A 16934-nucleotide genomic window follows, 5' to 3' on the forward strand; every position below is an offset into this window, starting at 1 on the left:
CCAACTTAGCGATAAGCCGCGCCGGGCGCGGCTTATCGCTTGTTATGATGATTTACGTACACGCAGATACCATTCGCACAACAGGCGAACCTGCTTGCGGGTGTAGCCTTTCTCCATCATACGATCGACAAAATCATCGTGTTTTTTCTGCTCGTCGGTGGAGGTTTTGGCGTTAAACGAAATCACCGGCAGCAGCTCTTCGGTATTCGAGAACATTTTTTTCTCGATAACCGTGCGCAGTTTTTCGTAGCTGGTCCAGTTCGGGTTACGGCCGTTGTTATTAGCGCGGGCACGCAGCACGAAGTTGACGATTTCATTACGGAAGTCTTTCGGGTTGCTGATCCCGGCAGGCTTCTCAATTTTCTCCAGCTCCGCGTTCAGGGATTCGCGGTCAAACAGCTGACCGGTATCGGGATCGCGGTACTCCTGATCCTGGATCCAGAAATCCGCATAGGTGACATAACGGTCGAAAATGTTCTGCCCATATTCGGAGTAGGATTCGAGATACGCCGTCTGGATCTCTTTACCAATAAATTCGGCATATTTCGGGATCAGGTAGCCTTTAAGGAACTCAAGGTAACGTTCTGCCTGCTCCTGCGGGAACTGCTCACGTTCAATTTGCTGTTCCAGCACGTAAAAGAGATGTACCGGGTTTGCCGCCACTTCCACATGGTCGAAGTTAAATACCCGCGAGAGGATCTTAAAGGCGAAACGCGTGGACAAGCCGTTCATGCCTTCGTCGACACCGGCATAGTCGCGGTATTCCTGATAGGACTTGGCTTTTGGATCGGTGTCTTTCAGGCTTTCGCCGTCGTAGACGCGCATTTTCGAGTAGACGCTGGAGTTTTCCGGCTCTTTCAAACGCGAGAGAATCGAGAAGCGCGCCAGGGTTTCGAGAGTGCCAGGCGCGCAGGGCGCATGGGAAAGTTCACTGTGATTGAGCAGTTTTTCGTAAATCTTGATCTCTTCCGAGATACGCAGGCAATAAGGCACTTTGACGATATAGACACGGTCAAGGAACGCTTCATTGTTTTTGTTATTACGGAACTGCACCCATTCAGATTCGTTCGAGTGGGCGAGGATAATGCCGTTAAACGGCAGGGCAGAAATCCCCTCGGTACCGTTATAGTTGCCTTCCTGTGTTGCGGTCAGCAGCGGGTGCAGCACCTTAATCGGCGCTTTAAACATTTCAACGAACTCCATCACCCCCTGGTTTGCCCGGCATAGCGCACCGGAGTAGCCGTAGGCGTCGGGATCGTTTTGCGCGTGGTTTTCCAGTTTGCGGATATCCACTTTACCCACCAGCGCCGAAATGTCCTGGTTGTTCTCATCGCCCGGTTCCGTTTTGGCAATCGCAATCTGTTCGAGAATCGACGGCCAGACTTTTACCACGCGGAATTTGCTGATATCGCCGCCGAAATCGTGCAGGCGTTTAGCGGCCCACGGCGACATAATTGTGCCGAGATAGCGGCGGGGTACGCTGTATTCCTTTTCCAGGATCTGCGCATCTTCCTGCGGGTTAAACAGGCACAACGGATGGTCGTTAACCGGGCTGCGTTCGCCGTTGGCGCTCAGCACATAGATCGGTACCCGCTGCATTAAGGATTTTAAACGTTCTGCCAGCGACGATTTACCGCCGCCTACCGGGCCAAGCAGATAGAGGATCTGTTTCTTCTCTTCCAGACCCTGCGCCGCGTGCTTGAGGTAGGAGACGATTTGCTCAATCGCCTCTTCCATCCCATAGAACTCCTCAAACGCCGGGTAGCGTCCAATGACTCGGTTAGAAAAGAGACGGGAAAGCCGTGGCTCCTGGGCAGTGTCTACCATCACAGGTTCCCCTATAGCCATCAGCAGCCTTTCAGCGGCGTTAGCATAGGCACTGCGATCTTGCTTACAGATGGCAAGAAACTCCTGCAGAGTGAACTCTTCGTCCTTGGCAGCTTCATAACGCTGGCGATAGTGATCGAATATATTCATGGCATGCCGTCCTTTCGTAATCTGTGGGAACAGTACAGCTAACAGTTTTTCCACTTTTAGCGTCGCAAACCAACGGGATAAAAAATATGCACCGTTCTATTTGTTATGAGCGTGTATCGGGCTTTGATCAAGTTATGCTGAAAGACGATTCTGCAGGCGACAGGGCCTTTTCTGCCCTCTATTTAGATTAAAAACCCGTCTATATGCGGTTATGTAGATTTTTTATAAGAAAGAAGGGGGTTCCATGTTGGAAAATGCCAACATTGCGCGCCGGGTGATTATTGGGAAATTTTTACAGGATGTGCGGAATCGCAAGTATAGAAAAAGTGACGTTGTGATGGTCACTTCATCAACATGAAAGGCTGACGGACACCATAACTACCCGTGCTGTGTGAAACTCTGATGACAAACGGGCGTTTTTTTAGACGCAGTGCTGAGGGCAAAAAAAAGCCCCGGCAATAACGCCGGAGCCTGTCGATAGCTAGCGCCGCAACCTTAGCCGCGGTTTTCTTCAATGTATTGCGCTAAATGGGCCGGTGTTTTCAGCACGCTGGCGACTTCCGTCGGCGGGATCATACAGCCGTATACGTCCTGCACTTCCAGCACCATATCCACCGCCAGAATCGAGTCAAGAATATCGGACTCGATCAGCTCATCATGGAAGCCGACTTTGCGGGAGAGAATCTTTTCAAACATCGCGAGAATTTCGTTTTCCATCGTTTTTACCTCTAATCAGTGACTGCGGGCGTGGCTGTCCAGCAGTTTACGGTCGATTTTGCCGTTCGGGTTCAGCGGCAAAGCTTCCTGGATAATGATTTGTGACGGCACCATATAGGATGGCACCACCTGCGAAAGAGAGTGTTTAATCGCGTCAGGCGCGAGATTGGTCACGCAGAACGCGGCGATACGCAGCACGCCGCCGCCCGCTTTCATCAACGGCAGCACCACCGCTTCGCGAATGCCGGACATTGCCAGCAGACGGTTTTCAATCTCATTGATCTCAATCCGGTAACCGTTGAGTTTAATCTGGCTGTCGTTGCGGCCCTGGCAATAGAGCAGCCCGTCCTGATAGCCGAGATCGCCGGTTTTGTATCCGCGCCAGGTTTCGCCTTCGCGGCGCAGCAGTTTCTGCGCATTCTCCTGCGGCAGCCCAAGATAGCCGCGCATCACATTTTTACCCCAGATGATCATCTCACCTTCGGCGGTTATCTCCATGTGCGATTCCGGCATCATGGTGCCAATCGGCAGCAGGTCGTTTTGGCTATTCAGGATAGCGTCGGTGATTTCAACCACCGTGGTGGCGATAGTCGCCTCCGTCGGGCCATAGGAGTTGAGAATTTTGGCCTGCGGGAAACGGCGGCGCAATTGCTTAACCAGCGCCTTATTGAGCACCTCGCCGATAAAGACAAACACGCCAAGGGCCGGGAGATAGTCGCTATTAAACTGCGGCGACAGCAGCTTTTGATAGGCGAAAGAGGGGGTTGATACCCAGACCGATACGTCGTTATTTTTTAAACGGTCGAGCCAGTTTTCCGCCGCGATATCCTCTTTGGCATTCAGCACAATATGTCCGCCGGTGGCGAGGTTCGCCAGCAGCGGAATCAGCGACAGGTCAAAACTGAAAACCGCGTGGTTCATCAGTACTGGCACCTCGGGCAGGGCGAAATCCTCGCGGACCCACTGCATAAAATGCCATACGCTTTCACGGCCAATCTGCACCCCTTTCGGTTTGCCGGTACTGCCGGAAGTGAACATGATATAGGCCAGATCCTGCTCCGCAAGCGGCTGGCCGACTTCGCCGGTGGCGACAAATTGCCGGCTCGCCACGTCGTAGTAATAGGGTGCGCTGGCGAGATGGCAAATCTCCTTCAGTCGCTCCTGCGGATAGATACAATCCACCGGAATATAGGGAATATTGTTCAGCAGGCAGCTGTAAATCGCCACGGCGAATTCCGCCTGCTGGTGGCCGTAAAGCACCACCGGCGTCCCGGATGGGGCCTGGCAACGCTGATAGCGCTGCGCCCAGTCCGTTACCGCGCCGCCAAGCTGTTGCCAGCTCAGCGCTTCATCGCTGCCGCTTATCGCTAACTGATGTGGACGGGCGGGATCGAGTAATGCCGCACGCAGGAAATCCTGCAGCGCCTGAAGATCGGAGTGAAGGTTCATAGAGGTGACATTCCGCTAAAAATGTAAAGGGATGCCGCAGCGCTTGCCAGCGTTAACAGGCGGCCCAAAAAGGTAACGACCGGGTATTGCAACCAGTGGTGCAGCGTTGGAGTACGTTTCGCTGTCCACAGCAGCATATTGTGAACAACGGAGATGGCACCAAACAGCGCTCCGCTAATCACATAATGCCTTTCGAGCCCGTTCCATGCCCCCATACAAAACAGCGTGCAGAAGATACCGATATTCTGCGCCAGAGTTTTGTTTTGGCGGAAAAAGTCGAGCTTCATTAAATTCATATAAATTGGCATAAACACCACATCGCGCAGCCACTCAGAGAGGCTAATGTGGAAGCGACGCCAGAAATCCTGCGGGTTTTTAGCCAGCCACGGCATATTGAAGTTCGCCGGAACATTCAAGCCAAATAAGCGGGCGGCACCGATGGCCATATTGCTGTAACCGGCAAAATCAAAATAGAGATAGGCGCTATAGGCCAGCGACATCACGACGCCCACGCTGAAGGTAAAAGGGCGATGGCTCCAGTCTTGAATAACCAGATTGTCGATTAGCATGGCAAATAAAAACTTCTGCACAATGCCGGTAACAATTTGCTCGGTCGCGACAAGAAATTGTTCGCGGGTCAGGGCAAAGACCGGTTTATTGATGTCCGTCATCCATGTGCGCCAGCGATACATCGGACCGGCGAGGATAATAAACGGCATAAACAGGTAGCAGAAGTAGTGCAAAAAGGCGTGGCCGTCTTTTTTATTGCGGTAGAGCAGAACATCAATGGCGCGGAAGGTCATAAACGATAAACCAATCATGCCCCAGTGATTATTCAGATGCAATTTGACCGCAAATAGCGGCAGCAGAGTTAAACTCACCGCCTGCCAGGTTTTTAACCAGCCTTTCTCTTTTAGATTGACGATCAGATAAAAACTAAGGAATACCGCAACGGGGACAATATAGTCGCCCTGAAAAATATATCCCCAGCCAAACGCCGCCAGCACAGAAAAAGCGGATAAGTACGTTAACCGGTAGCGCAGGACGCGGTTAACCAGCGCAAACAGCAGCGCTGAGGAAAAGAGAAAGAAGAAAAAGGTTCCGGAGCTGTACATCATTCATTCCTCAGAACTTTTGATATTCAAAGTGCACTTTTAAGTTCATGCTCTCATCAACCGATGACCAGGCGATAATGGTGACCGCCAGCAAGAGATAAAGGAAAAACAAGCGGATAGCGTGTTTCATCATTTAAAATTCTCCACGATAAAGCGGTCCATCGGCACCCATGCCAGATCCGTCGGATGCAGGCGATCCCAGTTCCAGCCGTTCTGATAAGGCATGGAATACATATCCAGATAGGGGATCTGATTTTCGTCTAAAATGGCCGTGGCTTGCGTCACAGCAGCCTGCACCAGTTCGGGGTTTTGCACCGCCCGACGGTTAATCGCATCAACAATGACTGCCACCTGAACGTGGCGCTCTTTCAGCAACTGAATCGTGGCGCGAAACGCTTTCATCTGGTGGGGTACAACGGGAGACGCATCCCAAACTTCCGGCTTTTCACCCGGTTCATAGACGGATTTATCCATCCATAATGTGTCAGCGCTTTCATGACGCGCCTCGTTCAGTTCGCGGGCGTGGGCTAATTCCCGATCCCAGTCCGGGGCGATCGCCACGGCGGGTTGCACAGGCCAGGCGCGCTGTGCTGACGGGACAATCTGCAGCATCGCCAGCCAGTCTTTTTTCACCAGCGTGCAGAAATTAGCAAATTCATAACTCACTTCCTGCCAAATATTATCAACATTCCAACCAGAAATTTTCATTTGTTCGAATGTTAAATGGCTGGTCTCTTTTTTATTAATATGCTGTAAATAGTTAACCAGGTAAGGGCGGGTGCTCTCGTCCTGCATTAATGGATTAAATATGGCTGACGGGAAATTGTTGGCGAAAATAGCCGGTGGTACGCCGGTAAAATAAAAACTGTCGGGTGCCAGCAGCAAAACAACTTTACTGTTTTCGTTAAGATCGTTTTTAAAACGCGACAGCAGAAGAAATTGCGTCACGCTATCATCAAAGCTGTCGCCAAAAGCCACAACATTGCGATGTAAATCATTATTCAGGTAATTATATACAGCGTAAGGTTCATCTTCAGAGGTGGCGACTTCCGACGCACCGATGAAAAAAATGGCATTACCCTTTAACGCGTGGGAAATAGCGGCGATCTTTTCCGTCTGTTCTTTTTGCGTGCCGTCCAGCGCTTTTATCAGCGGCAGGAAAGTCAGCGGCGGAGCAGAGCTCGTCGCCAGCGGATGGGCGCAAAGGAACCCAACGGCGAGCAGCGCCATGAGCAAATGTAGGCAGAAAGTATTTTTGATTTTCATTAATAAGTAAAACTATCTAAGTGTTCGTTGTTTAAAAATTGTTATTTTTAATCACAGAGGAAAAATATCTCTGTCTCCGCGACACTATATACCAGCCGCGGGGAAGATGATGAGCGTTGCTGTGTAACGGTATGTACAGCGCGTAATTCATCACCCATAAACCCGTAACCGTTGTCGCGCTTTTTTACCGCCATCACGGATTGCCCGCCAGGCAGTGGATCGGGTGAGGTTGTGCGCGTTAGGACAAAGGATACATTTTTGTAATTGTTCGGTAAAAATCTTTGGGCAGGATGCCGGGTGCAGCTAAACTTCTTGCGCCAATTATTTGACTACAGGAAAGTAAGAATTGTGACCAATATCAAACGTGTGGCACTGGGCGTGCTGACTGCAGCCTGCGCTTTTACGGCGAATGCAGAAAATACTTTTACACTGGGTGCGGGTGTTGGTGCCGTTGAATCCCCGTATAAACAGTATGATAACCTTGTCATGCCGATTCCTGTTATCACTTATGAGAGTGACAATTTCTGGTTTCGCGGCATCGGTGGCGGGTATTATTTGTGGAATGACGCCGCGGATCAGCTCTCTGTAACAGCGTTCTACTTACCCTGGGAATTTAAACCGAAAGACAGCGACAATAATCAGTTGCGCCAGCTTGATAAACGCAGAACCACCATGATGGCCGGGCTCTCGTGGATCCATAATACCGACTACGGTTTCCTGCGTGCCGCACTTTCTGGCGATGTGCTGGATAACAGCAACGGTTTGCTGGGGGATGTCGGCTGGTTGTATAACTACAATCGCGGTGCATTGAGCTTAACGCCGGGTATTGGTGTGGAGTGGGCCAGCGCCAACCTGAATGATTACTACTACGGCGTATCCCGTTCCGAAGCGCGCCGCAGCGGGTTGAAAAGCTACGAAGCGGATAACAGCTGGAACCCCTATCTGGAACTGACCGTTAGCTACCGTCTGACGGACAGCTGGACCGTATACGGCACCGGGCGTTATACCCATCTGTCAGATGAAGTTAAAGACAGCCCGATGGTGGACAAATCCTGGGGCGGATTGCTCTCAACGGGCATCACCTATCGTTTCTGATTGTGCAGTTGAATAAAACTTTCTATGCATACAAACAGGGCCATTGGCCCTGTTTTGTTTTACGGTAGAAGGTTAAGCAGGAGGAGAACATGACAGACAACCACGTTGTTTTTACAGATAAGCTTGCACAACCGGCGATTGGCCAGGGTACCTGGTATATGGGCGAAAATGCGCGGCTGCGCCCGCAAGAGGTGGACGCCCTACGTGCGGGTATCGATCTGGGACTGACGCTGATTGATACGGCAGAAATGTACGCCGACGGCGGCGCGGAAGAGGTGGTAGGCGAAGCCTTACAGGGCGGCCAGCGCGATAAGGTCTTTCTGGTCTCTAAAGTCTATCCGTGGAATGCCGGGGGCGAGAAAGCCATTGCGGCGTGCGAGGCCAGCCTGCGCCGCCTGAAAACTGATGCGCTGGATCTCTACTTGCTGCACTGGCGCGGCAATTTCTCCCTGGCACAAACCGTTGAGGTGATGGAGACGCTGATCCAGCAGGGTAAAATCCGCCGCTGGGGCGTATCTAACCTTGATTACAGTGATATGCAGGAACTGATGGGCGTGGCGGGTGGCGAAGCGTGTGCGGCGAATCAGGTGCTCTACCATCTGGGATCGCGCGGCATAGAATACGATCTGCTGCCGTGGTGTCAGCAACGCGGCTTGCCCGTGATGGCCTATTGCCCGCTGGCGCAGGCCGGGCGTCTGCGTGACGGATTGCTGGAAAACAGTACGGTGCGCGAAATTGCTGGGGTCCATGGCGCAAGCGCCGCACAGATTTTACTGGCGTGGGTGATCAGCCATCAGGGCGTGATCGCTATTCCAAAAGCGTCCAGCGTGGCCCATGTGCAGGAAAACGCTGCAGCACTGAAGATAACCCTTGGTAGTGATGAGCTGGCACGGCTGGATAGCGCCTTTCCGGCACCGGGGCGTAAAACGCCGCTCGATGTGGTGTAAGAAAATCACCCTCTCTTGCGAGAGGGTGTGCAGGATCAGCGTTTCACTACGCGGATAGTCTGCGCCAGGCGGGACGGTTTCTCTTCGGTGGTTTTTTGCGGCACGGTCGCGTTGACCGCTTCCACACACACAAAGGTTTTGTAACCGTCATCCGGCATGTCGGTCATGCTGGCGGAGAGCGCCGGACCCGGGTTCCAGGCCACCACGTTGGCGTTATGGCTGTGGATGACTTCGATAGTGCGGTTCAGGGCGCTATCGTGGATCAGGCTGCAGGCTTCTGCGTTCAGATAAACGCGGTCGGTGCGATCCGGGAAGGTTTGTACGCCGTCGGCCAGCACATCTTCTTTCGCGTCGTTCACTTTGTCGATAAAGCGATCGCCCAGGCCACTCACTTTAACGGCGTCGATATCACCGACGTTGAAATAGGTATGCAGCGCTGAGGTAGTTTCAAACTCGCCGTGGGCTTCCAGTTCCATTTCACAGGTTGCACCGAGCTTGTAACGGGCATACAGCGTGAAATCGTGCGGCCAGTACTGGCGCGACGCATCGCTGCTCTGCAGCTCAAAGGTCAGCACTACGCCATTGGCGTCTTCATTGTGGGCTTTCAGGGTCCACGGCAGATTACGCGCGAAGCCGTGCGCCGGCAGACCTTGCTGTTTTGCCGGGCCAAACCACGGCCAGCAGACCGGCACGCCGCCGCGCAGGGCTACGCCGTCTTTAAACGGGGTATTGCCGCTCAGCCACAATACTTCTTCTTCACCCTGCGGTTTCCAGGAGAGCAGATGCGCGCCCTGTAAGGCGAAGGAGCCTTTAACCTGCGGATGATCGACGACGATGAGTTCCAGCTCGTCCAGCGTGCGGCGCGAGAGCGTAGGGGTAATGTCTTCGACTACTGGAAGTGCAAAAATTTTGTTAATCATTAACGCAATCCTCTGTCTTCAAAACAAAAAAAGAGCGACCGAAGTCGCTCTTTCAGGAAAGCTTATCATCTCAACTTATTTGGAGATGTGAGCGATCAGATCCAGAACTTTGTTGGAGTAGCCAGTTTCGTTGTCGTACCAGGAAACCAGTTTCACGAAGTTGTCGTTCAGTGCGATACCGGCTTTGGCATCAAACACGGAAGTGCAGATTTCGCCGTTGAAATCGGTAGATACAACGTCGTCTTCGGTGTAACCCAGAACGCCTTTCATCGCGCCTTCAGAAGCGGCTTTGATGGCTTTCTTGATTTCTTCGTAGGACGCTGCTTTTTCCAGACGAACGGTCAGGTCAACAACGGATACGTTCGGAGTCGGAACGCGGAACGCCATACCGGTCAGTTTGCCGTTCAGTTCCGGCAGTACTTTACCTACTGCTTTAGCAGCGCCGGTAGAGGACGGGATGATGTTCTGAGCTGCGCCGCGGCCGCCGCGCCAGTCTTTGTGAGACGGGCCGTCAACGGTTTTCTGAGTAGCGGTGGTCGCGTGAACGGTAGTCATCAGACCTTCAACGATGCCGAAGTTGTCGTTGATAACTTTAGCCAGCGGAGCCAGGCAGTTGGTGGTGCAGGATGCGTTAGAAACGATGTCCTGGCCAGCATAAGTTTCGAAGTTAGCGCCACGCACGAACATCGGGGTATTGTCTTTAGACGGACCAGTCAGAACCACTTTTTTCGCGCCAGCAGTGATGTGCTTACGAGCAGTTTCGTCGGTCAGGAAGATACCGGTAGCTTCAGCAACAACGTCAACACCGATTTCGTTCCATTTCAGGTTAGCCGGGTCTTTCTCAGCAGTAACACGGATGGTTTTGCCGTTAACAACCAGGTGGCCGTCTTTCACTTCTACGGTACCGTTGAAACGACCGTGAGTGGAGTCATACTTCAGCATGTACGCCATGTATTCAGCGTCCAACAGATCGTTGATACCAACGATTTCGATGTCAGAACGTTCCTGAGCAGCACGGAAAACAATGCGACCGATACGGCCAAAACCGTTGATACCTACTTTGATAGTCATATATTCCACCAGCTATTTGTTAGTGAATAAAAGGTTGGCTGTAAAATTACAAAAACCTTACGCAGCGTCAAGCGGAATCGTGTCAATCATTGCGACAAATCAATCCTCCGCAGAACCTTTGTTCGACTGACTCGCCTCACTCTTCCTATGAGCATGCTCCCATATAAGGGCGCCACCCGGAATTTTAAAGGTCAGTCAGGATAAAAATGTGAGATTACTCACAATTCCCCGGCTGCTTAACCGCAACAAACAAGTTTAGAACAAAAGTTAACACCGCAGTGTTAATGTTTTGTTAGAATCAGCGATAAACGTTGTCGAGTTTTTACCGTGAGGCCTAAGCAAATGGCGAATCATTCTTCAGAAGATGACCTGAAAAACACATTGACCGAAATGCAGTTTTACGTAACGCAAAATCACGGCACCGAACCGCCGTATACTGGCCGTTTACTGCATAATAAACGTGACGGGGTGTACCACTGCCTGGTGTGCGACGCGCCGCTGTTCAATTCACAAACGAAATATGATTCCGGCTGCGGCTGGCCGAGCTTTTTTGAGCCCCTCAGCGAGGATTCTATTCGTTATATCAATGATTACTCCCATGGCATGCAGCGGATTGAAATTCGCTGTGGAAAATGCGATGCGCATTTAGGCCATGTATTCCCCGATGGCCCGCAGCCCACCGGCGAGCGTTACTGCGTTAACTCGGCTTCGCTGGCCTTTACGGACGACGAAAATGGCGACCAGACGCGCGGTTGAAAAAACGATTCAGCTATTATTCCACGGAGTTATGCCAGATGAATCTCGATCAAATCGTTAACAGTATGACGCCGGAGATTTACCAGCGGCTGGCGACCGCCGTTGAAACAGGTAAGTGGCCGGATGGCGTTGCGCTGACGCCGGAGCAAAAAGAGAACAGCCTGCAATTAGTGATGCTCTGGCAGGCACGCAATAATACCCAGGCGCAGCATATGACCATCGATACCAACGGGCAGATGGTGATGAAAAGTAAGCAGCAGTTGAAAGAAGAGTTTGGTATTTCACCCAAGCCGATTGCCACCTTCAAATCTTAAAGTTTGTTGCCGGAGGCGTTGCGCCATCCGGCAATATTCTCAGGCATGGGTCTCTTGCCAGTCCGCCAGCGTATAGAGCGTGGCACCCGCAGCGGCCATATCCATAAACGCCTGCGGGCTGTCCTGCGCAGTCAGGTTGACGCCGCGACAGCCATCGGTAATGACATTTACGTCGTAGCCCAGCGTCAGCGCATCCAGCACGGTAAATTTCACGCAGTAATCGGTGGCTAAACCCAGCACCACCAGTTCGCGAATGCCGTGCTGTTGTAACCAGCCGTGCAGCGCCGTTTGCTGGCGTTGGCCGTTGTCGAAAAAGGCGCTGTAGCTATCAATCTGCGGGTTCTCACCCTTGTGAAACACCGCGTCAATGGCGCGCTGATTGAGCAATGGGTGCAGCGCTGCGCCTTCGCTATCTTGTACACAGTGATCGGGCCAAAAGGTTTGCGGTAAACCCGCCAGTTCGCCTGTGCTAAAGGGTTCAACATTATGCTGGCTGGCGAAACTGCCGTGATGTAACGGATGCCAGTCCTGGCTTGCCACCACGGCGTCGCCGCGGGTTTTACACCAGGTTATCATTGCGTTGGCGATATCCACGGTACTGTCGCCTTCCGCCACAGCCAGCGCGCCACCAGCGCAAAAATCGTTTTGAATATCGACCAACAGCAGGGCACGCTGCGTCATAAACGTCTCCTTATTCATCTGGGGTCAGTTCACCGCGCAGGTTCTGCGTCATGGTCTGACGAATGGTGCTGGCGTCCAGATCCTGGCTTAACAGATAGTGAAGTTTAGTCAGGGTCGCTTCCACCGTCATATCCGCACCGCCAATCACCCCCGCGTGGGCGAGGGCATTGCCGGTGGCGTAGCCGCCCATATTCACTTTGCCGGACATACATTGCGTCAGGTTGACCACCACAATACCGCGCGCGCTGGCTTCCTCTAGCGCTTTGAGGAACTCGCCGTTTTGCGGCGCATTCCCCACGCCGTAGGAGCGCAGGATAAGTGCCTTCACCGGCTGAAGCAGAAAGTTACGCACCACATCGGCAGAGATACCCGGATAAATTGTCACCACGCCAATCGGCTGCGGAGTTATCGGATGCACCACCAGTTCGCCAACGGTACTGGGCGCAGGCGGTGTGCCGAGGCGGCGAATATGGATCCCCGCTTCCAGCAGCGGCGCAAGGTTAGGCGAAGCGAAGGCGTCGAAACCGTCGGCGTGCGCTTTGGTGGTCCGGTTACCGCGATAGAGGCGATTATTGAAGAATAAGGTGACTTCGTTAATCGGGAAATTGGCCGCGACGTACAGCGCATTAAGCAGGTTGATTTGTCCGTCGGAACGCAGTTCTGCGAGGGGAATTTGTGACCCTGTCACAATTACCGGCTTGCCGAGGTTTTCCAGCATAAACGACAGTGCCGAGGCAGTGTAAGCCATCGTATCGGTGCCGTGCAAAATGACAAAGCCGTCATACTCGTCGTAATGGGCCTGGATATCGTCGGCGATATGCTGCCAGTCTTCCGGCGTCATATCGGAGGAGTCCATCAACGGCGCATATTCATGAATAGTGAAGTCAGGCATTTCCGGGCGATGAAACTCCGGCATTAGCGCCAGCTGGCGCTGGAGGTGGCCAGAAACGGGCACATAGCCGTGTTCGGAGCGTTGCATACCGATAGTCCCGCCAGTGTAGGCAACGTAAATGGATTTTTTTTGCATAGTTATAGTCTGGCTTAATCAAAAAAATCCCCTCCGGCGGAGGGGACGTATTAAACGCATTTTAGCGGATATTGGCGCAGTTCAAACAGAGCGCATAGCGATTTTGTGGATCGTTAAACACCGCCAGTTTATCGGTTTCGGCTTTTACTTCCTGTGCCGCCTTCGCCAGCGGTGCAGGCAGGTAGGCCTGTAACGCTTTAGGCAGCATGGCGCTTACCGAACCGGACATACTGTCGAGTACCCGATCGAAGAAGCTTGGTTCTTCTTCGTAGTAATCCACATGCCACTGCTTAAGTTTCGCCAGCTCCGCCGCTTTCGCCAGCGCGTCATCAAAATCGCCCAGCGCATCAACCAGCCCGTTACTTTTCGCGTCCTGGCCGGTCCAGACGTGGCCCTGAGCAATTTTATCCACCTGTTCAGGCGTACTGTTGCGTGATTTCGCCACCAGCGTAATAAAGCGTTTGTAGCCGTTCTCAATGCTGAGCTGCATCATCTGCGACACTTCGTTGGGTAGCGCTTTGGTCATGCTGACATCCGCCAGCGGTGACGTCGCCACGCCATCGGTATGCACACCAATGCTATCCAGGCTGTTCTCCAGCGTGTTGATAACGCCGAAGATACCAATAGAACCCGTCAGGGTGCTGGCGTTGGCGACAATATAGTTCGCCGGGGTGGAGATCCAGTAACCGCCGGACGCCGCCATGCCGCCCATCGATACCACCACCGGTTTACCCGCCGCGCGCGCGGCCGCCAGTTCAGAACGAATCACTTCCGAGGCGCTGACGCTACCGCCAGGGCTGTTGACGCGTAGCACAATGGCTTTCACTTTAGGATCAAGACGCGCGTCGCGGATCTGTCCCGCAGTGGTATCACCGCCAACATTACCCGGCGTTTCATCGCCGTCCATGATCGCGCCGTTGGCGAAGATAACCGCCACGGTATCGCCAACATCGCTGGGTCGTTTAGTCTGGTAATCATAGAAACTGACCGCGCGGAAGTTCTTCTCCTCGGCGCTCCAGCCAAACTGTTTAACCATGGCTTTTTCCGCCTCGGCTGCGCTGCCCAGTTCATCCACCAGCTTGTTATCCAGCGCATATTTCGCCGTGTCGCCATCGGCCTTACGCAGGCCATCAAGCATCGCCTGGGCACCGGGGAACACTTGCTGGGCAGTTATTTGGCGATTCGCCGCCACGGTATTGAGATAGTTCTGCCACAGCTCATTGATCCAGCGGCTATCCGCTTCGCGCGCGGCATCAGACATATCATCGCGAATAAACGGTTCTACCGCAGATTTATAGGTGCCGACGCGGAAGACATGGGTGGTGACTTTCAGCTTATCGAGCAGGGTTTTGTAGTAAAGGCCATTGGTGGCAAAACCGTGCAGATCGACCACGCCCTGCGGCGAGAGCCAGATCTTATTGGCGAAGCTTGCCAGATAATATTGCCCCTGGCTGTAGTTATCGCCAACGGCATATACCGGTTTGCCGCTGTCGCGGAATTCGCGCAGCGCTTTACCGATATACTGCATCGACGGTTGGTCGGCACCGGCAAAGTTTTTCAGATCCATCACAATCCCGGTGATGTTCCGGTCATGCTGCGCCTGGCGAATAGTATCGACGATATCGAACAGTGAGTTTTCCTGCAGGCGATCGGAACTGGCCCCGAACAACTGGCGACCCAGCGCGCCCAGGCGACCGCTGGCGGAAGTTTTATCCACCACCACACCGGAAATATCCAGCAGTAACGCGCCGCGGCTCTCATGACTGGCTTTGCCATCGCTCATCTGTATCCAGACCCCGGCGACAACCAGCACCAGCAGAATAAAGAAAAGGTTCAGCACCAGATTGCGGAAAAAGTTCAGCAATCGCCAGCTCCACTTAAAAAAACCGGCAATAAAACGCCCAAGGGTTCGCATGTATTCTCCCTGCTAGTTAACGACCACCGCTGCCCGAGCGGCAAAGTGTGGTTATCCTAATTACCCCGCCGCCTCTTGTCAGCAGGAATCGCCTGCGGCGCTGTAACAATTTCTATGCGCGTGTTAATTTTAGGAACAATTTTCACTACAGGAGTTTAACTAATGGACGCACTTGAACTGCTCGTCAATCGTCGCAGCGCATCCCGGCTGGCAGAACCGGCCCCGGCAGGAGAACAACTGGAGAATATTTTGCGCGCCGGTATGCGCGCGCCGGACCACGGTACGCTTCAGCCATGGCATTTTTTTGTTATTGAAGGCGAAGGGCGCGAGCGCTTCAGCCAGGCGCTGGAGCAGGGCGCGATAGCCGCAGGCGAAGAAGAAAAAGCCATTGAAAAAGCGCGCACCTCGCCGTTTCGTGCACCGATGATTATCGCCGTGGTGGCAAAATGCGAAGAGCATCATAAAGTGCCGCAGTGGGAGCAGTTGCTCTCGGCGGGTTGTGCGGTGATGGCGATGCAGATGGCGGCGCTGGCGCAAGGGTTTAACGGTATCTGGCGCACCGGCCCGCTGACGGATAGCCCGGTGGTACGTCAGGCATTTGGCTGTCGCGAATTGGATCGGATCGTCGGTTTTCTCTATCTCGGCACGCCGCAGTTAAAAGCTTCCACCACCGTTACCGTTGCGGACACCGCGCCGTTCGTGACGCGTTTTTAATCAAGACACACGGCGAGCGGCGGCCATAGCCCGCACGCGCTACCCGTGTAGCTGTTTCCTCTTCTCTGAGGGAGCAGAATCGCAATCAAACCCTACGTTGTGCGCCCCGGTCGGGGCGCACATTATCTCAGTGGCATTACTTATGGCTGGCGGCAAATTCCTCTTTCGCTTTCTGCAACTGCTGCTGGAAAGCCGGATTAGTGTGCAGCGTGGCAACCACGGCGGATCCGACAATGCGCGCCGCATCCACATCGCTCTGCCAGTGGTAACCGCAGATCACCCGGCTTTGCCCCAGATCGTATCCGCGTTTGAGGATCTGATCCTGGCGCTGCGGGTTGATCTCTGCCAGCACCAGCGCTGTAGCCCAACCGATAGAGGTATGGCCGGATGGGTAAGAGCCGTTTTTCGCCAGTTTATCCTGCTCGGCGGTATTGCAGGTTGGCACGCCATAGAAGGCAAACGGGCGAATACGCATATATTTTTGCTTCGCGCCGCGCGTCGCCAGATCGCCGGCATCTTCAATCATATTGGTTAACAGTTTGTGCAGCTGCGGCGCGTCTTGTTCGGTGATCGGCGCGCCAAAGGCAGCAGAGAAGGCGTTTGCCACGCCGCCGCTGCTCAGGTTCGCGTCTTCCGCTGCCAGTTTGCCACGTTCGGTATCGCGTAGCATGCGGCCTTGTTCATACATTGCCTGGTCGTTTAAAAAGGCGATGCTGCCCACTTCCGGCGGCGGCGGTAACAGCGCCAGACTGTCGATAGCCTGGGCATTTTTCAGGTAATAGAGATCGGGTTTGGTCGAAGCGTCATTTCCCGACGGGACGAGCGCAAAAGCGCTGGTGGAGAGTAAGCTGGCAACACAAAATGCAATAATATTTTTTTTCATTATCGGTTCCTTTCGGCGAAATAGCCTCTATAGCCTTCAGTGGCGATTGTCATATTTCTGTCACAAAAACGCGCAAAGAACGGTGCG

Annotated in this window: 17 protein-coding genes; 5 read left to right on the forward strand and 12 right to left on the reverse strand. The window is 53.2% G+C overall.

Annotated features, from left to right (window positions below; genetic code table 11):
- Window positions 1-42: 42 nt before the first annotated feature.
- From yeaG to RW65_RS17915, 6 genes are all read right to left on the reverse strand, one after another.
- Window positions 43-1977 carry a protein kinase YeaG gene (gene yeaG, locus RW65_RS17895; protein WP_039058158.1) on the reverse strand — a complete coding sequence of 645 codons (1935 nt, stop codon included), beginning with the start codon at window positions 1975-1977 and terminating at the stop codon, window positions 43-45.
- Window positions 1978-2472: 495 nt separating this feature from the next.
- Window positions 2473-2694 carry an acyl carrier protein gene (locus RW65_RS17900; RefSeq protein WP_039058159.1) on the reverse strand — a complete coding sequence of 74 codons (222 nt, stop codon included), beginning with the start codon at window positions 2692-2694 and terminating at the stop codon, window positions 2473-2475.
- Between the two features lie 15 nt (window positions 2695-2709).
- On the reverse strand, window positions 2710-4143 hold the full coding sequence (locus tag RW65_RS17905) for an AMP-binding protein (RefSeq protein WP_039058160.1): 1434 nt from the start codon (window positions 4141-4143) through the stop codon (window positions 2710-2712).
- Window positions 4140-5258, reverse strand: coding sequence for an MBOAT family O-acyltransferase (locus RW65_RS17910; RefSeq protein WP_039058161.1), 1119 nt, complete (start codon window positions 5256-5258; stop codon window positions 4140-4142). The genes RW65_RS17905 and RW65_RS17910 overlap by 4 nt, the downstream gene beginning before the upstream one ends.
- A 10-nt stretch (window positions 5259-5268) precedes the next feature.
- Entirely contained in the window at window positions 5269-5391 is a 123-nt protein-coding gene (locus RW65_RS23180; RefSeq protein ID WP_286133953.1) for a hypothetical protein, read from the reverse strand.
- Entirely contained in the window at window positions 5388-6524 is a 1137-nt protein-coding gene (locus RW65_RS17915) for a D-alanyl-lipoteichoic acid biosynthesis protein DltD (RefSeq protein ID WP_039058162.1), read from the reverse strand. Before RW65_RS17915 ends, RW65_RS23180 begins: the two co-directional genes overlap by 4 nt.
- 348 nt (window positions 6525-6872) lie before the next feature.
- Between RW65_RS17915 and RW65_RS17920 the strand changes: the two genes are divergently transcribed.
- Together RW65_RS17920 and RW65_RS17925 are read left to right on the forward strand one after the other, a co-directional pair.
- Window positions 6873-7619, forward strand: coding sequence for a MipA/OmpV family protein (locus tag RW65_RS17920; protein ID WP_039058163.1), 747 nt, complete (start codon window positions 6873-6875; stop codon window positions 7617-7619).
- Between the two features lie 89 nt (window positions 7620-7708).
- Window positions 7709-8566, forward strand: a complete 858-nt coding sequence (locus tag RW65_RS17925; protein ID WP_039058164.1) for an aldo/keto reductase — start codon at window positions 7709-7711, stop codon at window positions 8564-8566.
- Between the two features lie 35 nt (window positions 8567-8601).
- On the opposite strand, the gene RW65_RS17930 is transcribed toward RW65_RS17925, so the two are convergent.
- The gene (locus RW65_RS17930) at window positions 8602-9486 is read right to left on the reverse strand and encodes a D-hexose-6-phosphate mutarotase (protein WP_039058165.1); all 885 of its coding nucleotides are present in this window, start codon (window positions 9484-9486) and stop codon (window positions 8602-8604) included.
- 75 nt (window positions 9487-9561) lie between these two features.
- Window positions 9562-10557 (reverse strand): glyceraldehyde-3-phosphate dehydrogenase, encoded by a 996-nt coding sequence (gene gapA / locus RW65_RS17935; protein WP_039058166.1) that lies wholly within the window; start codon window positions 10555-10557, stop codon window positions 9562-9564.
- A gap of 342 nt (window positions 10558-10899) precedes the next feature.
- On the opposite strand from gapA, the gene msrB reads away from it, so the two are divergent.
- Both msrB and RW65_RS17945 read left to right on the forward strand, forming a co-directional pair.
- The gene (gene msrB / locus RW65_RS17940) at window positions 10900-11313 is read left to right on the forward strand and encodes a peptide-methionine (R)-S-oxide reductase MsrB (protein WP_039058167.1); all 414 of its coding nucleotides are present in this window, start codon (window positions 10900-10902) and stop codon (window positions 11311-11313) included.
- A 38-nt stretch (window positions 11314-11351) separates the two neighbouring features.
- Window positions 11352-11627 (forward strand): YeaC family protein, encoded by a 276-nt coding sequence (locus tag RW65_RS17945; RefSeq protein WP_039058168.1) that lies wholly within the window; start codon window positions 11352-11354, stop codon window positions 11625-11627.
- A 39-nt stretch (window positions 11628-11666) separates the two neighbouring features.
- On the opposite strand, the gene pncA is transcribed toward RW65_RS17945, so the two are convergent.
- The 3 genes from pncA to sppA form a co-directional block, all read right to left on the reverse strand.
- Window positions 11667-12308 (reverse strand): bifunctional nicotinamidase/pyrazinamidase, encoded by a 642-nt coding sequence (gene pncA, locus RW65_RS17950; RefSeq protein ID WP_039058169.1) that lies wholly within the window; start codon window positions 12306-12308, stop codon window positions 11667-11669.
- 10 nt (window positions 12309-12318) lie between these two features.
- Entirely contained in the window at window positions 12319-13335 is a 1017-nt protein-coding gene (gene ansA, locus RW65_RS17955; protein WP_039058170.1) for an asparaginase, read from the reverse strand.
- Between the two features lie 61 nt (window positions 13336-13396).
- Window positions 13397-15250: a signal peptide peptidase SppA gene (sppA, locus tag RW65_RS17960; RefSeq protein ID WP_039058171.1), complete on the reverse strand. Its 1854-nt coding sequence runs from the start codon at window positions 15248-15250 to the stop codon at window positions 13397-13399.
- Between the two features lie 162 nt (window positions 15251-15412).
- Between sppA and RW65_RS17965 the strand changes: the two genes are divergently transcribed.
- Window positions 15413-15964, forward strand: a complete 552-nt coding sequence (locus RW65_RS17965) for an NAD(P)H nitroreductase (RefSeq protein ID WP_039058172.1) — start codon at window positions 15413-15415, stop codon at window positions 15962-15964.
- A 136-nt stretch (window positions 15965-16100) separates the two neighbouring features.
- Here RW65_RS17965 and phoC read toward each other — a convergent pair whose 3' ends face one another.
- A complete protein-coding gene (gene phoC / locus RW65_RS17970; RefSeq protein ID WP_039058174.1) occupies window positions 16101-16847 on the reverse strand; it encodes an acid phosphatase PhoC in 747 nt (248 codons plus the stop codon).
- Between the last annotated feature and the right edge of the window lie 87 nt (window positions 16848-16934).

This window comes from Enterobacter sp. Bisph1 (assembly GCF_000814905.1).
Taxonomy (GTDB): domain Bacteria; phylum Pseudomonadota; class Gammaproteobacteria; order Enterobacterales; family Enterobacteriaceae; genus Kosakonia.

Excerpts from the sequence above, each read along its gene's own strand:
- RW65_RS17965 (WP_039058172.1), top strand. The coding sequence starts at position 15,413 with ATGGACGCACTTGAACTGCTCGTCAATCGTCGCAGCGCATCCCGGCTG.
- phoC (WP_039058174.1), bottom strand. The coding sequence starts at position 16,847 with ATGAAAAAAAATATTATTGCATTTTGTGTTGCCAGCTTACTCTCCACC.
- RW65_RS23180 (WP_286133953.1), bottom strand. The coding sequence starts at position 5,391 with ATGATGAAACACGCTATCCGCTTGTTTTTCCTTTATCTCTTGCTGGCG.
- ansA (WP_039058170.1), bottom strand. The coding sequence starts at position 13,335 with ATGCAAAAAAAATCCATTTACGTTGCCTACACTGGCGGGACTATCGGT.
- gapA (WP_039058166.1), bottom strand. The coding sequence starts at position 10,557 with ATGACTATCAAAGTAGGTATCAACGGTTTTGGCCGTATCGGTCGCATT.
- RW65_RS17915 (WP_039058162.1), bottom strand. The coding sequence starts at position 6,524 with ATGAAAATCAAAAATACTTTCTGCCTACATTTGCTCATGGCGCTGCTC.
- RW65_RS17905 (WP_039058160.1), bottom strand. The coding sequence starts at position 4,143 with ATGAACCTTCACTCCGATCTTCAGGCGCTGCAGGATTTCCTGCGTGCG.
- RW65_RS17930 (WP_039058165.1), bottom strand. The coding sequence starts at position 9,486 with ATGATTAACAAAATTTTTGCACTTCCAGTAGTCGAAGACATTACCCCT.
- msrB (WP_039058167.1), top strand. The coding sequence starts at position 10,900 with ATGGCGAATCATTCTTCAGAAGATGACCTGAAAAACACATTGACCGAA.
- RW65_RS17900 (WP_039058159.1), bottom strand. The coding sequence starts at position 2,694 with ATGGAAAACGAAATTCTCGCGATGTTTGAAAAGATTCTCTCCCGCAAA.
- RW65_RS17910 (WP_039058161.1), bottom strand. The coding sequence starts at position 5,258 with ATGTACAGCTCCGGAACCTTTTTCTTCTTTCTCTTTTCCTCAGCGCTG.
- pncA (WP_039058169.1), bottom strand. The coding sequence starts at position 12,308 with ATGACGCAGCGTGCCCTGCTGTTGGTCGATATTCAAAACGATTTTTGC.
- sppA (WP_039058171.1), bottom strand. The coding sequence starts at position 15,250 with ATGCGAACCCTTGGGCGTTTTATTGCCGGTTTTTTTAAGTGGAGCTGG.
- RW65_RS17945 (WP_039058168.1), top strand. The coding sequence starts at position 11,352 with ATGAATCTCGATCAAATCGTTAACAGTATGACGCCGGAGATTTACCAG.
- RW65_RS17925 (WP_039058164.1), top strand. The coding sequence starts at position 7,709 with ATGACAGACAACCACGTTGTTTTTACAGATAAGCTTGCACAACCGGCG.
- yeaG (WP_039058158.1), bottom strand. The coding sequence starts at position 1,977 with ATGAATATATTCGATCACTATCGCCAGCGTTATGAAGCTGCCAAGGAC.